We start from the raw sequence: 16510 nt of genomic DNA, 5'->3' as shown, positions 1-16510 counted from the left end.
AGGAATTCCCCATGTCGACCGCCGCTCCCGCCGAACACCTGACCGGTCTGCTGCTGACCCTGGCCGATCGTACCCTGCTGCTGCCCAACGCGGCGGTGGCCGAGCTGGTGCCCTGTCGCGAGATCCGGCCGCTGCCGGTGCAGCCGGACTGGTGCCTGGGCCAGGTCGCCTGGCGCGATCTGCGCCTGCCGCTGATCAGTTTCGAAGCGCTGTCCAGCGGCAGTGCCGCGCAATTCGATGGCGATCGCCATGCGCGGGTGGCCATCCTCAACGCCCTGGGTGGGCGTGAGCGGGTGCGCTTTCTGGCGCTGCTGATCCGCAGCATTCCGCGCTCGTTGCGCATCACCCCGGAGCTGGTTGCCGCCGAGGTGCCCCTGGCCGCCCTGGAGCTGGGCGCCGTGGCCTACGAAGGCGGCACGGCGCGCATTCCCGATTTGATCAGCGTGGAAGAACGGCTGGCCGCTGCTGGTGTGTTCTAGGACTGCCGGGTGAGGCGCATCTTGCCGTTTTCATCCAGGCTGACAGCGACTCCGCGATAGTCCGCCAGGGTTGGCAGCCCCAGGTCCAGCGGCTGGCGATGGGTCGCGGTGATGGCCACGGCATCGGCGCCGGCCGCCTTGGCCGCGGCAAAGCCGGCGTGGGCATCCTCGAACACCAGGCAGTCGCCGATCGCCACCCCCAGCTTGCGCGCACCCGCCAGGAAGCAGTCCGGCGCGGGCTTGCCCTGGGTGACGTCTTCGGCGCAGATCATCACCGGCGGCAGGGCCATGCCGGCCGCGGCGAGCCGGACCTCGGCCAGGCGGCGGGAGGCCGAGGTGACCAGCGCCCAGCTGCCGGCGGGCAGACTGGCGAGAAAGGCCGCCGCGCCGGGGATCTCCTGGATGTCGGCGACATCGGCGATCTCCAGTTCGGTGATGGCGCGGGTCTCGGCGTCGATGTCCGCGCCCGCCGGAGCGAAGCGTTTCACCGTTTCCACGGCCCGCACCCCGTGCATCACGGCGAGGACGTCCGCCGGATCGAGGCCGTGGCCGAGTGCCCAGGTGCTCCAGGCGCGTTCGGCGGAGGCCACGCTGGTAAGCAGGGTGCCGTCCATGTCGAACAGGAAGGCGGCGTAGGGGCGAGAGGGAAGGGTCATCCAGGGCTCCAAAACTATCCGTGGGGAAAGGGGCGGACCGCCGCAGGACAGCGGCCCGGGGGGCGGATCAGGGGGTCTGGAGATCACCCCAGAGTTGCTGGGCCACGCTCAGGGCCACCACCGGGGCGGTCTCGGTGCGCAGCACGCGCGGCCCCAGGCGGGCCGGCTGGAAACCGGCGGCGCAGGCGGCCGTGACTTCGGCCTCGCTCAGGCCGCCTTCGGGACCGATCAGCAGGGCCAGGCGGGTAGGCCGGGCATGGCTTTCCAGGGCGGCGGCCACCGGGTGCAGGACCAGCTTGAGATCGGCGTCCAGCGCGGCCTGCCAGTCGGCCAGCAACTGCGGCGGATGGATCAGCGGCACCGTGGAGCGACCGCACTGTTCGCAGGCGCTGATGGCGACCTGGCGCCAGTGCTGCAGGCGTTTGTCGGCGCGCTCGTCCTTGAGGCGCACCTCGCAGCGTTCGCTGACCAGCGGGGTGATCTCGGCCACGCCCAGTTCGGTGGCCTTCTGGATCGCCCAGTCCATGCGCTCGCCGCGGGACAGGCCCTGGCCGAGATGGATGCGCAGCGGCGAATCGGGTTGGCCGGGCAGTTCCTCGGTCAGCTCGACACTCAGGGTCTTCTTGCCCACCGCGGCGACCTGGCCGAGGTATTCCCGGCCACTGCCGTCGAACAGTTGCACGGCATCCCCCGGCGCCAGGCGCAGCACGCGGCCCAGGTAGTGGGCCTGGGCCTCGGGCAGGTCGAGGTGGCCGAGGGCCAGGGGCAGGTCGAGGTGGCAGCGGGTGAGACGCATGGCGGACTCCAGATCAGCCGGGATCGCGGTGGTTGGGGTGCAGGTCGCTCAGGGCGACGCTGACCGAGGTGCGGGTGGCGAGGTCGATGCCTTCGCTCGCCACCTCGGCGAGGAAGTCGATCTGCTCGGGGGTGATGACATAGGGCGGCAGGAAGTAGACCACGTTGCCCAGGGGCCGCAACAGGGCGCCACGGGAGAGGGCGTGCTGATAGACGGCGAGACCGCGGCGCTCCTGCCAGGGGTAGGGCGTGCGGCGGGCCTTGTCGGCGCTCATCTCGATGGCCAGGGCCATGCCGGTCTGGCGCACCTCGCCCACGTGGGGATGATCGACCAGGTGCGCGGTGGCCTCGGCCATGCGCCGGGCCAGGGGCTTGTTGGCTGCGATGACGTCGTCCTGGGCGAAGATGTCCAGGGTCGCCAGGGCGGCGGCGCAGGCCAGCGGATTGCCGGTGTAGCTGTGGGAATGCAGGAAGGCGCGCAGGGTGTGGTAGTCGTCGTAGAACGCCTGGTAGACCGCATCGGTGGTCAGGCAGGCGGCCAGCGGCAGGTAGCCGCCGGTGAGGGCCTTGGACAGGCAGAGGAAATCCGGACGGATGCCGGCCTGCTCGCAGGCGAACATCGTCCCGGTGCGACCGAAGCCCACGGCGATCTCGTCATGGATCAGGTGCACGCCATAGCGATCGCAGGCCTCGCGCAGGAGGCGCAGATAGACCGGATGGTACATGCGCATGCCGGTGGCGCCCTGGATCAGCGGCTCGACGATGACCGCGGCGACGCTGGCGTGGTGCTCGGCCAGGGTGCGCTCCATGTGCGCGAACATCTGCCGCGAATGCGTTTCCCAGTCCATGCCCTCGGGGCGCAGGTAGCAATCGGGACTGGGCACCTTGAGGGTGTCCAGCAACAGGCCTTGGTAAGTCTCGGTGAACAGCGCCACGTCACCCACCGACATGGCCGCCACCGTCTCGCCGTGGTAGCTGTTGGTCAGGGTGACGAAGCGGCGCTTTTCCGGCTGGCCCACGTTGCGCCAGTAGTGATAGCTCATCTTCAAGGCCACCTCGATGCACGAGGAGCCGTTGTCGGCATAGAACACCCGGTCGAGGCCGGCCGGGGTCAGGGCGACCAGGCGCTCGGACAACTCGATCACCGGCTGGTGGCTGAAGCCGGCGAGAATGACGTGCTCCAGCTGGTCGACCTGGGCCTTGATGCGGTCGTTGATGCGCGGATTGGCGTGGCCGAAGACATTGACCCACCAGGAGCTGACGGCGTCCAGGTAGCGGTTGCCGTCGAAGTCCTCCAGCCAGACGCCCTCGCCACGGCGGATCGGGATCACCGGCAGCTGCTCGTGATCCTTCATCTGGGTGCAGGGGTGCCAGAGCACCTCCAGGTCACGGCGCATCCAGTCGTGATTGGTCATTGGCGTCTCCTGGCGATGGGCCCGGCGATAAAAAGGGGGCGCAAGCCTAAGCCAGGGTGCGCGACGGGAGCAAGGCGCGGGCCGATTGCCGGTCGTGGCGGCAGCTAGTGGCTCAGGGGCCGCTGGCGTATGCTGCGCCACCGCCGTTTCCCGGTCCCAGGAGTCTAGAAAAGATGTCGTCGCGTTGGACAGGTTTTACCGTCTGCTTGGCAGCCGGCGTATTCGCTACCAGCCTGAGCGCAGGCGCTGCCGAGAAGGCCCATAAAGAGACGCACAAGGCGCCGGAAAAGGCTGCCGCGGCACCCGTCGCGCCCAGTGGTCCCTCGGTGATCGTGGTCGGTGCCGGCATGGCCGGTCTGGCCTCGGCCTATGAACTGCAGCAGGCCGGCTGGAACGTGACCCTGCTGGAAGCCGGCGCGCGCGTCGGCGGTCGTTCCGGTCTCGCCTCCAGCGAATGGATCGGCGACACCAAGGCCCAGCCGGTGCTCAACCACTACCTGGACACCTTCAAGCTCAAGACCGTGGACGCGCCGTCCTTCGTGCGCACCCCGGGCTATCTGATCGAAGGCCAGTACTATTCCCAGGACGACCTGGCGCAGAAGCTGCCGGCCGTGGCCGATGCCCTCAAGCGCGTCGACAAGTCCCTGGACGACCTGGCCGCCGCCATCAGCGATCCGCTGCAGCCGACCGCCACCCCGACCCTGCACGCCCTCGACCAGATCAACGCCGCCACCTGGCTGGACAAGCAGAATCTGCCGCCGGTGGCCCGCCAGCTGATCAACCAGCGCATCCGCGTCCGCTACGACGAGCCCTCGCGCCTGTCGCTGCTCTATCTGGCCCAGCAGACCCGTGTCTATCGCGGCGTCGATGACAAGGACCTGCGCGCCTCCCGCCTGCCCGGTGGCAGCGAGGTGCTGGCCCAGGCCTTCGTCAAGCAGATCAAGACGATCAAGACTGACAACAAGGTCTCCAGCATCGTCCAGGACAAGGACGGTGTCGTGGTCAAGGCCGGTGCCACCGGCTACAAGGCCGACTACGTGGTGATGGCGGTGCCGTTGCGCGCCCTCGGTCAGGTGCAGATGACCCCGGCGCTGGACGCCACCCAGCAGGCCGCCATCAAGGGCACCACCTATGGCTGGCGTGACCAGATCCTGCTCAAGTTCAAGACCCCGGTATGGGACAGCAAGTCGCGCATGAGCGGCGAGATCTACAGCGACCAGGGCCTGGGCATGCTGTGGGTGGAGCCGGACGTCAGGGGCGGCGCCAATGTGCTGGTCAACCTGGCCGGCGACAGCGCGCGCCTGGTGCAGGCCTTCGGCGACAAGCAGATGGTCGATCAGGTGCTGATCCGCTTCCACGCCTTCTATCCCAAGGCTCGGGGTGCCTTCTCCGGCTACGAAGTCCGTCGCTACAGCCGCGATCCGGGCGTGGGCGGTGCCTACCTGGCCTATGGTCCGGGGCAGATCACCCGCTACTGGCGGCTGTGGGAAAAGCCCACCGGCCGGGTGATCTTCGCCGGCGAGCACACCGATCCGCTGCATCCGGGCACCCTGGAAGGCGCCCTCGCCAGTGGTCAGCGCGCCGCCGGTCAGGTTCGCGACCTCAAGGCCGGCAAGGCCGTGGTGCCGGTGGTGGCCAGTGCCAAGACCGCTGCCCAGCCCGCTGCCGCGCCCAAGGCTGCCGCCGCCGCGCCGGCCAAGGACAGCGGCGAGCACGGCTTCTTCTGGAAGCTGTTCCACTGGTCGTTCTGATCCCGGCCTGAGCCCGGGCGCTGCCATCGCGCAGCGTCTGGGCCGGAGCGGACGGGGCCTTCGCGCGCCGTCCGACCCATCGATTCCTTCGATATTGATTCGATACTTTTTCCGCTTTCCATCGATACGTTTGCGGCTAGGCTTAGGCAAAGCTTTTTCAGGAGAGAAAAGCGATGCACTGGCGCAACGATGGCCTTCGCTACGGTCTGGTAAGTCTGGTTCTGCATTGGGTCATGGCCCTGGCGATCGTCGCCATGTTCGCCTCCGGCCTGTGGATGCGCACCCTGGACTACTACGACACCTGGTACCACACCGCCCCCGAACTGCATAAGAGCGCCGGCATCCTCTTGCTGATCGCCCTGGTGCTGCGCCTGCTCTGGCGCCTGGTCAGTCCGCCGCCGCCGGTGGAGGGCAGCCCGCTGGTGCGCCGCGCCGCCGGTGCCGGGCACTTCCTGCTCTATGGGCTGATGCTCAGCGTCATGGTGGCCGGCTACCTGATCTCCACCGCCGATGGCGTGGCCATCGATGTCTTCGGCTGGTTCAAGGTCCCGGCGACCCTGAGCGGCCTGCCGGAGCAGGCCGATACCGCCGGCAAGATCCACCTCTGGTTCGCCTGGACGCTGATCATCCTGGCCGGTCTGCACATGCTGGCCGCGCTCAAGCACCATTTCGTCGATCGCGACGGCACCCTGGTCCGCATGCTCGGCCGGGTCCATACCCCTTCCTGATGTTCGCTTCCCACCACCACCTGGAGCTCCATCCAATGCTGAAGAAAACCGTTGCCGCCCTGGCCCTGGGTACCGCTCTGCTGGGCGCTGGCCAGGCCATGGCCGCCGACTACAAGATCGACAAGCAGGGCCAGCACGCCTTCATCCAGTTCCGTATCCAGCACCTGGGCTACAGCTGGCTGTACGGCACCTTCAAGGACTTCGACGGCAATTTCAGCTTCGATGCCAAGGATCCGTCCGCCGACAAGGTCAAGGTGACCATCAACACCGACAGCGTCGACACCAACCACGCCGAGCGTGACAAGCACCTGCGCAGCGCCGACTTCCTCAACGTCGCCGCCCATCCCCAGGCCAGCTTCGAATCGACCAAGGTCACCGCCACCGGCGATGGCACCGCCGACGTCACCGGCAACCTGACCCTGAACGGCGTGACCAAGCCGGTCACCATCAAGGCCCACTTCATGGGCGAGGGCAAGGATCCCTGGGGCGGCTACCGCGCCGGCTTCGAGGGCACCACTACCCTCAAGCTCAAGGACTTCAACATCCAGAAGGACCTCGGCCCGAAATCCCAGGAAGTGGAATTCATGTTGTCCTTCGAAGGCGTGCGCCAGTAACGGGACGCCCTCAGGTTGTAACCAAAGATGCCGGATTCGTCCGGCATTTTTATGCCTGGTCGTTTTTGCCGACGAGGCGGGCGACACCGGGATTTCCCGGCAGAACTCGCCTCCTGCCTCATGGTCTGCTACCGAGGTCGGTCGCACTGGCCTGACTTTTGTCGGCATAGCCGTTTTCACGAGACGTCGGAGTCGCCGACGAGATACCCGAGTAAAGCGCTTGGGTTATTTACAAACAGTCGTGAACGTAAGTATATTTGTCTGATAATAATTCCTATGCTCGAGCCGGTGCGGATCCACAAGGCGCGCTGCGCATGCTCATTTCCCCGCTTTCAAGGACTTTTGATATGCAGATCAAGCCGGCGCATGCCTTTTTCGCTCCCGCCCTGCTGGCCGTGGCCCTGGCCCTGGGTGCCTGCGGCAAGCAGGACAACAAGGACCAGCAGCAACAGCAGCAGAAGCCCCCGGAGGTCGGGGTAGTGACGATGCAGCCTCGCACCGTCACCCTGACCGACGAATTGCCCGGGCGCACGTCCGCCTTCCGCATCGCCGAGGTGCGGCCGCAGGTGAGCGGCATCCTGCTCAAGCGCAGCTTCACCGAGGGCGCCGACGTGAAGGCCGGCACCCAGCTCTATCAGATCGATCCGCGCACCTATGAAGCCAACGTCAACTCGGCCAAGGCGTCGCTGGCCCAGGCCCAGGCGACCCTGGCCTCCAACCGGCTCAAGGCCCAGCGCTATGGCGCCCTGGTCAAGGAGCAGGCGATCAGCAAGCAGGAAGCCGACGATGCGCTGTCCATGCAGCGGCAGAACGAAGCCCAGGTGGAATCGGCCAGGGCCGCGCTGCGCAACGCCGAGATCAACCTGGCCTATACCAAGGTCGCCGCGCCCATCTCCGGGCGCATCGGGCGCTCGATGATGACCGAAGGCGCCCTGGTCACCGCCGACCAGACCAGCGCCCTGACCAGCATCACCCAGCTCGATCCCATCTATGTCGACGTGACCCAGTCCGCCACCGATCTGCTGCGCCTGCGCCGCGAGCTGGACAGCGGTCAGCTGCAGAAGGTGCAGGGCGAGAACGCCGCCCAGGTCAAGCTGATGCTGGAAGACGGCACTGCCTACAGCCGTCCCGGCAAGCTCAAGTTCGCCGAGGTGTCGGTGGACCAGGGCACCGGCTCGGTGACCATCCGCGCCGAATTCCCCAACCCCGACAAGCTGCTGCTGCCCGGCATGTTCGTGCGTGCCGAGCTGCAGTCCGGCGTGCGCCAGAATGCCCTGCTGGTGCCGCAACAGGGTGTGACCCGCGACCTCAAGGGCCAGCCCACCGCCATGGTGGTCAACGGCGAAGGCAAGGTCGAGCAGCGGATCCTCAAGACCGAGCGCACCGTCGGCGCCGAATGGCTGGTCACCGACGGCCTCAAGGCGGGTGACAAGGTCATCACCGAAGGTCTGCAGAAGATCAAGCCGGGTGCCACCGTCACCACCAAGCCGGCGAGCAACATCGCCTCCGCCGAGCAGCAGCCGGCGGGTCAGGGTCAGTAAGGGGAGCGCCTGATGTCCAAGTTCTTCATCGACCGGCCCATCTTCGCCTGGGTAATCGCCCTGGTGATCATGCTCGCCGGCATTCTGTCGATCCTCACGCTGCCGATTAACCAGTACCCGAACATCGCCGCTCCGGCGGTCTCGATCCAGGTGAGCTACCCGGGCGCCTCGGCGCAGACGGTGCAGGACACCGTGGTCCAGGTCATCGAGCAGCAGATGAACGGGATCGACAACCTCAGGTACATCTCCTCGGAGTCCAACTCCGACGGCAGCATGACCATCATCGTGACCTTCAACCAGGGCACCAATTCCGACATCGCCCAGGTCCAGGTGCAGAACAAGCTGCAGCTGGCGACGCCGCTCCTGCCGCAGGAAGTCCAGCAGCAGGGCATGCGCGTCGCCAAGTACCAGCGCAACTTCATGATGGTGGTGGGCCTGGTCTCCATGGACGGCTCCCTGACCAAGGAAGACCTGTCCAACTACATCGTCTCCAACATGCGCGATCCCATCGCGCGGACCAGCGGTGTGGGCGATTTCCAGGTATTCGGTGCCCAGTACGCCATGCGCATCTGGCTGGATCCGCAGAAGCTGGTGAAGTACCAGCTCACGCCGGTCGACGTCAGCAGCGCCATCCAGAGCCAGAACGTGCAGATCGCCTCCGGTCAGCTCGGCGGCCTGCCGGCGGTGCCGGGGCAGCAGCTCAACGCCACCATCATCGGCAAGACCCGCCTGACCAGCGTCGAGGAGTTTGGCAAGATCTTCCTCAAGGTCGACCAGAGCGGTGCCCAGGTGCGCCTGCGTGACGTGGCGCGGGTCGAGCTGGGTGGCGAGAACTACTCCATCGATGCCCAGTTCGACGGCAAGCCGGCCTCCGGCATGGCGCTGCGTCTGGCCACCGGGGCCAATGCCCTGGATACCGCCAAGGCGGTCCGCGCCACCATCGAGCGCCTCAAGCCGTTCATGCCGCCGGGCATGGAAGTGGTCTATCCCTATGACACCACCCCGGTGGTGACCGCCTCGATCCATGAGGTGGTCAAGACCCTGGGCGAGGCGATCCTGCTGGTGTTCCTGGTGATGTTCCTGTTCCTGCAGAACTTCCGGGCCACCCTGATCCCCACCATCGCCGTCCCCGTGGTGCTCCTGGGCACCTTCGCGGTGCTGCTGGCCGCCGGTTTCACCATCAACATCCTGACCATGTTCGGCATGGTGCTCGCCATCGGCCTGCTGGTGGACGATGCCATCGTGGTGGTGGAAAACGTCGAGCGGGTGATGGCGGAGGAGGGGCTCTCGCCCAAGGAGGCGACGCGCAAGTCCATGGGCCAGATCCAGGGCGCCCTGGTCGGTATCGCCCTGGTGCTGTCGGCGGTGTTCGTGCCCATGGCCTTCTTCGGCGGCTCCACCGGGGTGATCTATCGCCAGTTCTCCATCACCATCGTCTCCTCGATGGTGCTCTCGGTGCTGGTGGCGCTGATCCTGACCCCGGCGCTGTGCGCCACCCTGCTCAAGCCGGTCAAGCAGGGGCACCACGAGAAGCGCGGTTTCTTCGGCTGGTTCAACCGCAAGTTCGAGAGCGGTCAGCACCGCTACGAGCGCAGCGTGGCCGCGGTGATCCGGCACAAGGTGCCCTTCCTGCTGCTGTACCTGCTGATCGTCGGCGTCATGGTGTTCCTCTTCACCCGCATCCAGTCGTCCTTCCTGCCGGAAGAGGACCAAGGCGTGATCTTCGCCCAGGTCACCACGCCGCCGGGCTCCAGTGCCGAGCGGACGCAGAAGGTGCTCGACACCATGCGCGAGATGATGATGAAGAACGATTCGAGCGCGGTCAGCTCGATGTTCACGGTCAACGGCTTCAACTTCGCCGGTCGTGGTCAGAGCTCGGGTCTGGCGTTCATCCAGCTCAAGCCCTGGGAACAGCGCCCGGACGCCAAGGACGGCGCCAGCGCCGTGGCCGGTCGGGCCATGGGCTACCTGTCGGGCATCAAGGACGCCATCGTCTATGCCATCGTCCCGCCGGCGGTGCTGGAGCTGGGTAACGCCACCGGCTTCGACTTCTACCTGCAGGACCAGGGCGGCATCGGTCACGAGGCGCTCATGGCCGCGCGCAACCAGCTGCTCGGCATGGCCGCGCAGAATTCCAAGCTGGTGCAGACCCGTCCCAACGGCCTCAACGACGAGCCGCAATTCAAGCTCATCGTCGACGACGAGAAGGTGCGCGCCCTGGGCCTGTCGCAGAGCGACGTGAACCAGACGCTGTCCATCGGCTGGGCCTCCAGCTACGTCAACGACTTCATCGACCGCGGTCGGGTGAAGAAGGTGTACCTGCAGGGCGAAGCCAGCGCGCGGATGAATCCCGAGGACTTCAACAAGTGGTACGTGCGCAACAGCGCCGGCGAGATGGTGCCGGTGTCGGCCTTCGCCCGCGGCGAGTGGATCTACGGCTCGCCCAAGCTGGAGCGCTACAACGGCATCTCCTCGCTGGAGATCCTCGGCTCCGCGGCGCCCGGCTACAGCACCGGTGACGCCATGGCCGAGATCGAACGCATGGCCAAGGACCTGCCGCAGGGCGTGGGTATCGCCTGGACCGGTCTGTCCTACGAGGAGCGCCTGTCGGGCTCCCAGGCGCCGGCGCTCTATGCGCTGTCGCTGCTGGTGGTGTTCCTCTGTCTGGCGGCGCTGTACGAGAGCTGGTCGATCCCGATTGCGGTCATCCTGGTGGTGCCGCTGGGGGTGGTGGGGGCCCTGCTGGCTACCTACTTCCGTGGCCTGGCCAACGACGTCTTCTTCCAGGTCGGTCTGTTGACGACCATCGGCCTGGCAGCGAAGAACGCAATTCTGATCGTGGAATTCGCCAAGGAGCTGCACGAGGGCGGCAAGAACATCGTCGATGCGGCGGTGGAAGCCTCGCGCATGCGCCTGCGCCCCATCATCATGACCTCCATGGCCTTCATCCTGGGCGTGGTGCCCCTGGCGATCTCCTCGGGCGCGAGTTCCGGCAGTCAGCACGCCGTGGGTACCGGCGTGATCGGCGGCATGCTCACCGCCACGATCCTGGCGATCTTCTGGATTCCCATGTTCTATGTGGTGGTCAGCAGCCTGTTCAAGGACAAGGCCACCAAGGACCAGGAAGCCCATGGCAAGGAAGGACACTGATATGAAGAAGTCTGTCTTGGCGGTGGTCGTGGGCATGCTGGCCGTGTCCGGCTGCAGCCTGATCCCCGATTACCAGCGACCCAATGCGCCGGTGGAGAACGCCTGGCCCCATGGCCAGGCCTACGATGCCCTGACGGTCAATCGCGACCAGCAGGCGGCCGACATCGGCTGGCGCGATTTCTATCGCGACCCGGCCCTGCAGCAGCTGATCCAGCTGTCGCTGGACAACAACCGCGACCTGCGCCAGGCCGCGCTGAACGTGCGCCTCTACCAGGCGCAATACCGCGTGCAGCGCGCCGAGCTGTTTCCCGACATCGCGGTCAGCGGCACCGGGACCCGTACCCGCCAGCCGGAGGACCTGAGCCAGGTCTCCGCCATCCGCGAACTGCTCGCCGGCAACAGCGCCAATGGCGCGGGTGGCGGCGGTGGTGGCAGCATCAGCAGCCAGTACAGCGTGACCCTGGGGTTCACCTCCTATGAGCTGGACCTGTTCGGTCGCCTGCGCAGCCTCAGCGAGCAGGCGCTGCTCAACTACTTCGCCACCAGCGAAGGACGCCGCAGCACCCAGATCTCGCTGGTCTCGGAAGTGGCCAACGCCTACTACGCCTGGCTCACCGACCAGCGCATGCTGCAACTGACCCGCGAGACCCTGGCGGCCTATCAGCGCTCCTACGACCTGACCCGCCAGACCGTGGAGAATGGCGTGGCCAGCGGCCTGGACCTGCGCCAGTCGCGCACCGCCCTGGAAGGGGCGCGGGCGAATCTGGCGCAGTACACCCGCCAGGTGGCCCAGGATCGCAATGCCCTGGCCCTGCTGCTGGGTACCTCGATCCCGGCGGAGCTGCCGCAGAGCAAGGGGCTGGACGGTACCGATCTGCTCGCCGACCTGCCGGCCAATCTGCCGTCGGATCTCCTGCAGAAGCGTCCGGACATCCTCCAGTCCGAGTTGCAGTTGCGCGCCGCCAACGCCAACATCGGCGCCGCCCGGGCCGCCTTCTTCCCGCGCATCAGCCTAACCGCCCAGGGCGGCACGGCCAGCCGGGACCTGAACGGCCTGTTCGACGCCGGCTCCGGCTACTGGACCTTCTCGCCGAGCATCAACATCCCGATCTTCACGGCCGGCAGCCTCAAGGCCAGCCTGGATGCGGCGAAGATCCAGAAGGACATCAATGTCGCCACCTACGAGAAGTCGATCCAGACCGCCTTCCGCGAGGTGGCCGATGCCCTGGCGGCGAAGGGCACCTACGACGACCAGCTGCAGGCCCAGCAGGACCTGGTGCAGGCCAGCCAGGAGTACTACGACCTGGCCAACCTGCGCTATCGCCAGGGCATCGACAACTACCTTACGGTACTCGACGCCCAGCGCTCGCTGTACAGCGCCCAGCAGCAGCTGATCACCGATCGGCTCAACCAGCTCAACAGCGAGGTCACCCTGTACAAGGCGCTCGGTGGCGGCTGGCTGGAACGCAGCCAGACCCGGCCGCCGCTGGCGGCCAAGCCGTAACGCCTGGTCTGAACGACGCCGGCCCCGTGCCGGCGTTTCTTTGTCCGGAAGGCCGGTCTATCGACGCCGCTGGGGGGCTGGGTATACTGCCCCCTGTCCCTTTCTTCGGAGTCTCTGCATGCGCTATCGCCTGTTGCTCGGCCTGCTCGCCGCCACTGGTCTGACCCTGGCCGGCTGCGCCAGCAGCCCTCAGCAATTGAGTCCGCAACCCCAGATCACCGCGCCCATCGCGCCGGTCGGCCAGGGCCAGCCGGTCTCGGTCCGGGTGGTCGACGGCCGCTCCTCCTTCACCCTGGGCACCCGCGGCGGTCTCTATCCCGACACGAGCGTGGTGGTGGTGCAGACCCAGGACGTGATTCCCAAGCTGCAGGCCGAAGCCGAGAAGGCCGTACGCCAGATGGGCTTCACCCCGTCGCCCAACGCCGGCCCTGGCGCGCCCCAGCTGACCCTGACCCTGGCCGAACTGAACTACCAGTCGCCCAAGGAGCTGTACGTCACCGCGTCCGACGTCGCCGCGGCCTTCCAGGTCGAGGTGCGCAACAGCCAGCGCGGCTACAAGGGTCGCTATGGCGCCAGCCTCAACCAGCGCTTTGGCATGGCGCCCAACGCCGAGGCCAACACCAAGCTGGTCAGCGATGTGCTGAGCGACGCCCTGACCCGGGTGTTCAAGGATCCGACGGTGGTGCAGGTGCTCAGCGGCCACTGAGCCGCGACCGTCCACAAAAAAGCCCGGCTCGTGCCGGGCTTTTTCATGAGCGCGCCTGGGCTATTCCAGACCGGCCAGGACGCGGTACTTGTTCAGCACCGGCTGGGCGTACTGGCGCACCAGTTGCGCCCGGTACTGCGCCGGGCACTCGGCCAGGCGCCTTTCCCACTCGCCGCGGGCGACCGCGATTTCCTCGGCGGGAAACAGGCTGTCCACCGCGGGCACGGCCAGGTCCGGCTCGCGGCCCTCCCAGGCGGCATAGGCCAGGTAACTGGCCGGGAACAGCCGGTAGTTGCCGAGAATCTGCCGGTCCATTTCCTGGGCCAGCGCCTTGGCATCCTCGAACTCACCCGTGACCGGCTCGCCAAAGGCCACGTGCACCCGGCCCTTGTAGCCGGTGATGCCCCGGGCGATGCTGACGTCGTCCTCGCCCGGCGCCTTGGCATAGCTGCCGGTGGTGGCGCGGGTGTGCAGTTCGCGGGCCTTGGCCTGGTCGCAGGGATCGAATTCGTAGCTGATGGACACCGGTACGATGTTCAGCGCCTTGACCAGCTCGGCGAAGGGCTCGTCCTTGCAGCTCATGTGGAACATCTTGAGGATGGCCGAGTCGGTGCGGTCGTCGCCGTCCTTGGCCCGGCCCTCGGCCTGGGCGATCCAGATGGACTGGCCGTCCTGGCGGATCGAGTGATTGATGTAGGCGGACAGATTCTGGTACGCCGCCAGCTTTTCGCGCCGGCCGCTGATGGAGCGGTGCACGATGAAGCTCTTGTTCAGCCGCATCAGGTCGCTGACGAAGGGCTTCTGCAGCAGGTTGTCGCCGATGGCGATGCGCGGCGTTGGCAGACCGGCGTGGTAGACGGCATAGTTGACGAAGGCCGGGTCCATCACGATGTCGCGGTGGTTGGCCAGGAACAGATAGGCGCGGCCGCTGCGCAGCTGGTCGATGCCGGAGTAGGTAACGCCGTCCGAGGCCTTCTCGATGGCGCGATCCACATAGGGTTCGAGCTTGTCCTGCAGCGCCGCGACGCTCTGGATACCACTCAGCTCCTGGCGCAGGCGAGTGCGCAGCAGAGGGCGCACTACCCAGCCGAGTCCCTTGGACAGGCGCGGGAACCGGTAGCCGGCGAGGATGCCGATGAAGTGGTCGTCGTCGATCAGGCGGGCCAGAACCCCGGGGACTTCCGCGTCGTTATAGGGTCGAATGGCTTCGAACTCGCCCATGGTGTTCTCTTGTAGAAATTCCGGCGGCCATAGTAGTGGGCGTGGCGCCAGATGCAAGCGCCAGGGGCCGGATGGGCGGCAGGTTGACGGTCAAGGAGTGCAGGCAGATGCTGGAAAGCCAGGAATACGATTGCCCTTATTGCGGCGAACCAGGCGAGGTGGTGCTCGACCTCAGCGGCGGTGATCAGGACTACTACGAAGACTGCGAAGTCTGCTGCCGACCGATCCGCTTCGGCCTGCATACCGATGGCGAGGACTGGAATCTCGAGGTTCGGCGGGAGGATGACTGATGCGCCGCATCTATGAGCCGGGGTCGCTGCACGAGGGCGAACTGCTCCTCGCGGTGCTCGCCAGCGAAGGCATCAGTGGCTTCCTGGCCGGTCGCCACCTGCTTGGTGGCATCGGTGACCTGCCAGCGACTGGATTGCTCGGCCTGCTGGTCGACGATGAGGAGGCCCAGCGCGCGCAGGCGCTGATCGCCGCGTACAATGCCGCCACGCCCCTGCCGGGAGAGGATCCCTCCCCCGAGCAGGGCATCCTCGTCTGCTAGGTTCTATACGAAAAGTGCCTACGCATCGGTGATGCTTCGTTGAAAAACGCCTGGCACGCCAGCCCGGTCGTAATACTCATTTACCACTTGTAAACTCGTTCGCGAGCCCGATCCGCTTCCTCAGCTTTTTTCGCCTCGCCTGACCTTCGCTCGGCGACTTTTCGTAAAGAACCTAAAAGGTTTTCATGTCCGGACGCTACGCCTTGTTCCGCTGGCCCGCCGACTTCGCCACCCTGGCGGGATTCCCCGAAAAGCATCCGCCGCGCTGGAACATCTCCCCCCAGCAGCGGGTGCTGCTGCAGCGGCGGACCGCGGACGGCGAGCGGATCGACAGCGGCCGCTGGGGGCTGACCCCGCCCTGGCTCACCGATCTTTCCCGCACCCCCACCCATGCCCGCGCCGAAAGCCTGGCCACCCAGCCGATGTTTCGCGAGCCCTTTCGCCTGCGGCGTTGCCTGCTGCCGGCCAACGGCTTCTATGAATGGCGCGGCAACCATCGCAAGCGACCCTACTGGATGCTCAATGGCGAGCCCCTGGCCTGGTTCGCCGCGCTCTGGGAAGCCTATCCGGCCGGGGATCAGCTCTGGCTGTCGGTGGCCATGGTCACCCAGGCCGCCGGCCCGTTGCGGCGACCCATCCTGCTCGATGAAGCGGGGCGTGCCCTCTGGCAGGATCCGGACAGCACGCCCGAAGCCCTGCAGGCGCTGCTGGCCGCGGGCGGCATGCCGCTCCGCGAGCGGGTGCTGGCCGACATCGTCAACCGGCCCGAGGTGGACGGGCCGGAGTGTCTGACGCCGTTGTAGCGCCTAGACGTTAAAGCGCGCGGCAAGTCCCTGGGCCAGCCCTCACCCCAGCCCTCTCCCAGAGGGAGCGGGGGACGGAGTAGAGAGCTAGACCCGGAACCGCCCGGCCAGTTGGCGTTGCTGTTCGGCGAGTTCGCGCAGCTGCTGGCCGGCGCGGGAGGCGCTGTCGGCTTCGCCGTGGACCGCTTGGGCGCTCTGGCCGATGTTGACCACATTGCGGTTGATGTCCTCGGCCACCGCGCTCTGTTCCTCCGCCGCGCTGGCGATCTGCAGATTCATGCTGGTGATCTCGCTTACTGCCGCCAGGATGGTGTCCAGGGCGCACCGAGTGGCTTCGGTCTGGGCGACCTGGGTGCTGGTCTGGGCACCGCTGGCCTGCATCACCGTCACCGCTTCGCGGGTGCCCTGCTGCAGGCGCTGGATCATCGCCTGAATCTCGCCGGTGGCTACCTGGGTCTTTTGCGCCAGGTTGCGCACCTCGTCGGCCACCACGGCGAAGCCGCGACCCTGCTCACCGGCGCGGGGCCCCCCGCGGGGGGGGGGGGGGGGCCCCCCCGGGGGGGGGGGGGGGGGGGCGGTGTTTGTTGGGGGGGTGTG

15 protein-coding genes and 1 pseudogene are annotated in these 16510 nt (G+C 66.9%); 11 read left to right on the top strand and 5 right to left on the bottom strand.

The window, feature by feature from the left end; all coding sequences use genetic code 11:
* Positions 1-11 precede the first annotated feature (11 nt).
* Positions 12-479, top strand: a complete 468-nt coding sequence (locus QMX82_RS19130; protein WP_282286517.1) for a chemotaxis protein CheW — start codon at positions 12-14, stop codon at positions 477-479.
* Here the strand turns inward: QMX82_RS19130 and QMX82_RS19125 are convergent.
* From QMX82_RS19125 to QMX82_RS19115, 3 genes are all read right to left on the bottom strand, one after another.
* Entirely contained in the window at positions 476-1135 is a 660-nt protein-coding gene (locus tag QMX82_RS19125) for an HAD-IA family hydrolase (RefSeq protein ID WP_282286515.1), read from the bottom strand. The genes QMX82_RS19130 and QMX82_RS19125 overlap by 4 nt on opposite strands.
* Positions 1136-1202: 67 nt before the next feature.
* Positions 1203-1931, bottom strand: a complete 729-nt coding sequence (locus QMX82_RS19120; protein ID WP_282286514.1) for a 16S rRNA (uracil(1498)-N(3))-methyltransferase — start codon at positions 1929-1931, stop codon at positions 1203-1205.
* Positions 1932-1944: 13 nt separating this feature from the next.
* Positions 1945-3345: an adenosylmethionine--8-amino-7-oxononanoate transaminase gene (locus QMX82_RS19115; RefSeq protein ID WP_208693885.1), complete on the bottom strand. Its 1401-nt coding sequence runs from the start codon at positions 3343-3345 to the stop codon at positions 1945-1947.
* A 173-nt stretch (positions 3346-3518) separates the two neighbouring features.
* On the opposite strand from QMX82_RS19115, the gene QMX82_RS19110 reads away from it, so the two are divergent.
* From QMX82_RS19110 to QMX82_RS19080, 7 genes are all read left to right on the top strand, one after another.
* Positions 3519-5096 (top strand): flavin monoamine oxidase family protein, encoded by a 1578-nt coding sequence (locus QMX82_RS19110; RefSeq protein ID WP_282286511.1) that lies wholly within the window; start codon positions 3519-3521, stop codon positions 5094-5096.
* Between the two features lie 173 nt (positions 5097-5269).
* Positions 5270-5824, top strand: coding sequence for a cytochrome b (locus QMX82_RS19105; RefSeq protein WP_208693887.1), 555 nt, complete (start codon positions 5270-5272; stop codon positions 5822-5824).
* 35 nt (positions 5825-5859) lie between these two features.
* Entirely contained in the window at positions 5860-6438 is a 579-nt protein-coding gene (locus QMX82_RS19100) for a YceI family protein (RefSeq protein ID WP_208693888.1), read from the top strand.
* Positions 6439-6785: 347 nt separating this feature from the next.
* Positions 6786-7979 carry an efflux RND transporter periplasmic adaptor subunit gene (locus tag QMX82_RS19095; RefSeq protein ID WP_208693889.1) on the top strand — a complete coding sequence of 398 codons (1194 nt, stop codon included), beginning with the start codon at positions 6786-6788 and terminating at the stop codon, positions 7977-7979.
* Positions 7980-7991: 12 nt separating this feature from the next.
* Positions 7992-11129: an efflux RND transporter permease subunit gene (locus tag QMX82_RS19090; protein ID WP_133861435.1), complete on the top strand. Its 3138-nt coding sequence runs from the start codon at positions 7992-7994 to the stop codon at positions 11127-11129.
* Position 11130: 1 nt separating this feature from the next.
* Positions 11131-12633, top strand: coding sequence for an efflux transporter outer membrane subunit (locus QMX82_RS19085; RefSeq protein WP_133861434.1), 1503 nt, complete (start codon positions 11131-11133; stop codon positions 12631-12633).
* Between the two features lie 118 nt (positions 12634-12751).
* Positions 12752-13339 (top strand): YajG family lipoprotein, encoded by a 588-nt coding sequence (locus QMX82_RS19080; RefSeq protein WP_133861433.1) that lies wholly within the window; start codon positions 12752-12754, stop codon positions 13337-13339.
* A gap of 60 nt (positions 13340-13399) precedes the next feature.
* Here the strand turns inward: QMX82_RS19080 and QMX82_RS19075 are convergent, their stop codons facing one another.
* Positions 13400-14560, bottom strand: coding sequence for a 1-acyl-sn-glycerol-3-phosphate acyltransferase (locus QMX82_RS19075; protein ID WP_282286503.1), 1161 nt, complete (start codon positions 14558-14560; stop codon positions 13400-13402).
* A gap of 107 nt (positions 14561-14667) precedes the next feature.
* Between QMX82_RS19075 and QMX82_RS19070 the strand changes: the two genes are divergently transcribed.
* From QMX82_RS19070 to QMX82_RS19060, 3 genes are all read left to right on the top strand, one after another.
* On the top strand, positions 14668-14850 hold the full coding sequence (locus QMX82_RS19070; protein ID WP_017639858.1) for a CPXCG motif-containing cysteine-rich protein: 183 nt from the start codon (positions 14668-14670) through the stop codon (positions 14848-14850).
* Positions 14850-15110, top strand: a complete 261-nt coding sequence (locus tag QMX82_RS19065) for a putative signal transducing protein (protein WP_282286500.1) — start codon at positions 14850-14852, stop codon at positions 15108-15110. Before QMX82_RS19070 ends, QMX82_RS19065 begins: the two co-directional genes overlap by 1 nt.
* Positions 15111-15295: 185 nt before the next feature.
* Entirely contained in the window at positions 15296-15913 is a 618-nt protein-coding gene (locus tag QMX82_RS19060) for an SOS response-associated peptidase (protein ID WP_208693892.1), read from the top strand.
* 87 nt (positions 15914-16000) lie between these two features.
* Here the strand turns inward: QMX82_RS19060 and QMX82_RS19055 are convergent.
* Positions 16001-16435, bottom strand: a pseudogene (locus tag QMX82_RS19055) (methyl-accepting chemotaxis protein); the annotation flags it as partial.
* Between the last annotated feature and the right edge of the window lie 75 nt (positions 16436-16510).

Source organism: Pseudomonas sp. PS02302, assembly GCF_029959585.1.
GTDB lineage: Bacteria > Pseudomonadota > Gammaproteobacteria > Pseudomonadales > Pseudomonadaceae > Chryseomonas > Chryseomonas aestiva.
Note: the sequence above shows the minus strand (reverse complement) of the source record. Positions and strands in the feature narration are given on the sequence as shown.

Bases quoted from the DNA above. Each gene is read 5' to 3' on its own strand.
- QMX82_RS19065 (WP_282286500.1), top strand. From the start codon at position 14,850: ATGCGCCGCATCTATGAGCCGGGGTCGCTGCACGAGGGCGAACTGCTC.
- QMX82_RS19070 (WP_017639858.1), top strand. From the start codon at position 14,668: ATGCTGGAAAGCCAGGAATACGATTGCCCTTATTGCGGCGAACCAGGC.
- QMX82_RS19110 (WP_282286511.1), top strand. From the start codon at position 3,519: ATGTCGTCGCGTTGGACAGGTTTTACCGTCTGCTTGGCAGCCGGCGTA.
- QMX82_RS19085 (WP_133861434.1), top strand. From the start codon at position 11,131: ATGAAGAAGTCTGTCTTGGCGGTGGTCGTGGGCATGCTGGCCGTGTCC.
- QMX82_RS19075 (WP_282286503.1), bottom strand. From the start codon at position 14,560: ATGGGCGAGTTCGAAGCCATTCGACCCTATAACGACGCGGAAGTCCCC.
- QMX82_RS19115 (WP_208693885.1), bottom strand. From the start codon at position 3,345: ATGACCAATCACGACTGGATGCGCCGTGACCTGGAGGTGCTCTGGCAC.
- QMX82_RS19130 (WP_282286517.1), top strand. From the start codon at position 12: ATGTCGACCGCCGCTCCCGCCGAACACCTGACCGGTCTGCTGCTGACC.
- QMX82_RS19105 (WP_208693887.1), top strand. From the start codon at position 5,270: ATGCACTGGCGCAACGATGGCCTTCGCTACGGTCTGGTAAGTCTGGTT.
- QMX82_RS19100 (WP_208693888.1), top strand. From the start codon at position 5,860: ATGCTGAAGAAAACCGTTGCCGCCCTGGCCCTGGGTACCGCTCTGCTG.
- QMX82_RS19080 (WP_133861433.1), top strand. From the start codon at position 12,752: ATGCGCTATCGCCTGTTGCTCGGCCTGCTCGCCGCCACTGGTCTGACC.
- QMX82_RS19095 (WP_208693889.1), top strand. From the start codon at position 6,786: ATGCAGATCAAGCCGGCGCATGCCTTTTTCGCTCCCGCCCTGCTGGCC.
- QMX82_RS19090 (WP_133861435.1), top strand. From the start codon at position 7,992: ATGTCCAAGTTCTTCATCGACCGGCCCATCTTCGCCTGGGTAATCGCC.
- QMX82_RS19120 (WP_282286514.1), bottom strand. From the start codon at position 1,931: ATGCGTCTCACCCGCTGCCACCTCGACCTGCCCCTGGCCCTCGGCCAC.
- QMX82_RS19125 (WP_282286515.1), bottom strand. From the start codon at position 1,135: ATGACCCTTCCCTCTCGCCCCTACGCCGCCTTCCTGTTCGACATGGAC.
- QMX82_RS19060 (WP_208693892.1), top strand. From the start codon at position 15,296: ATGTCCGGACGCTACGCCTTGTTCCGCTGGCCCGCCGACTTCGCCACC.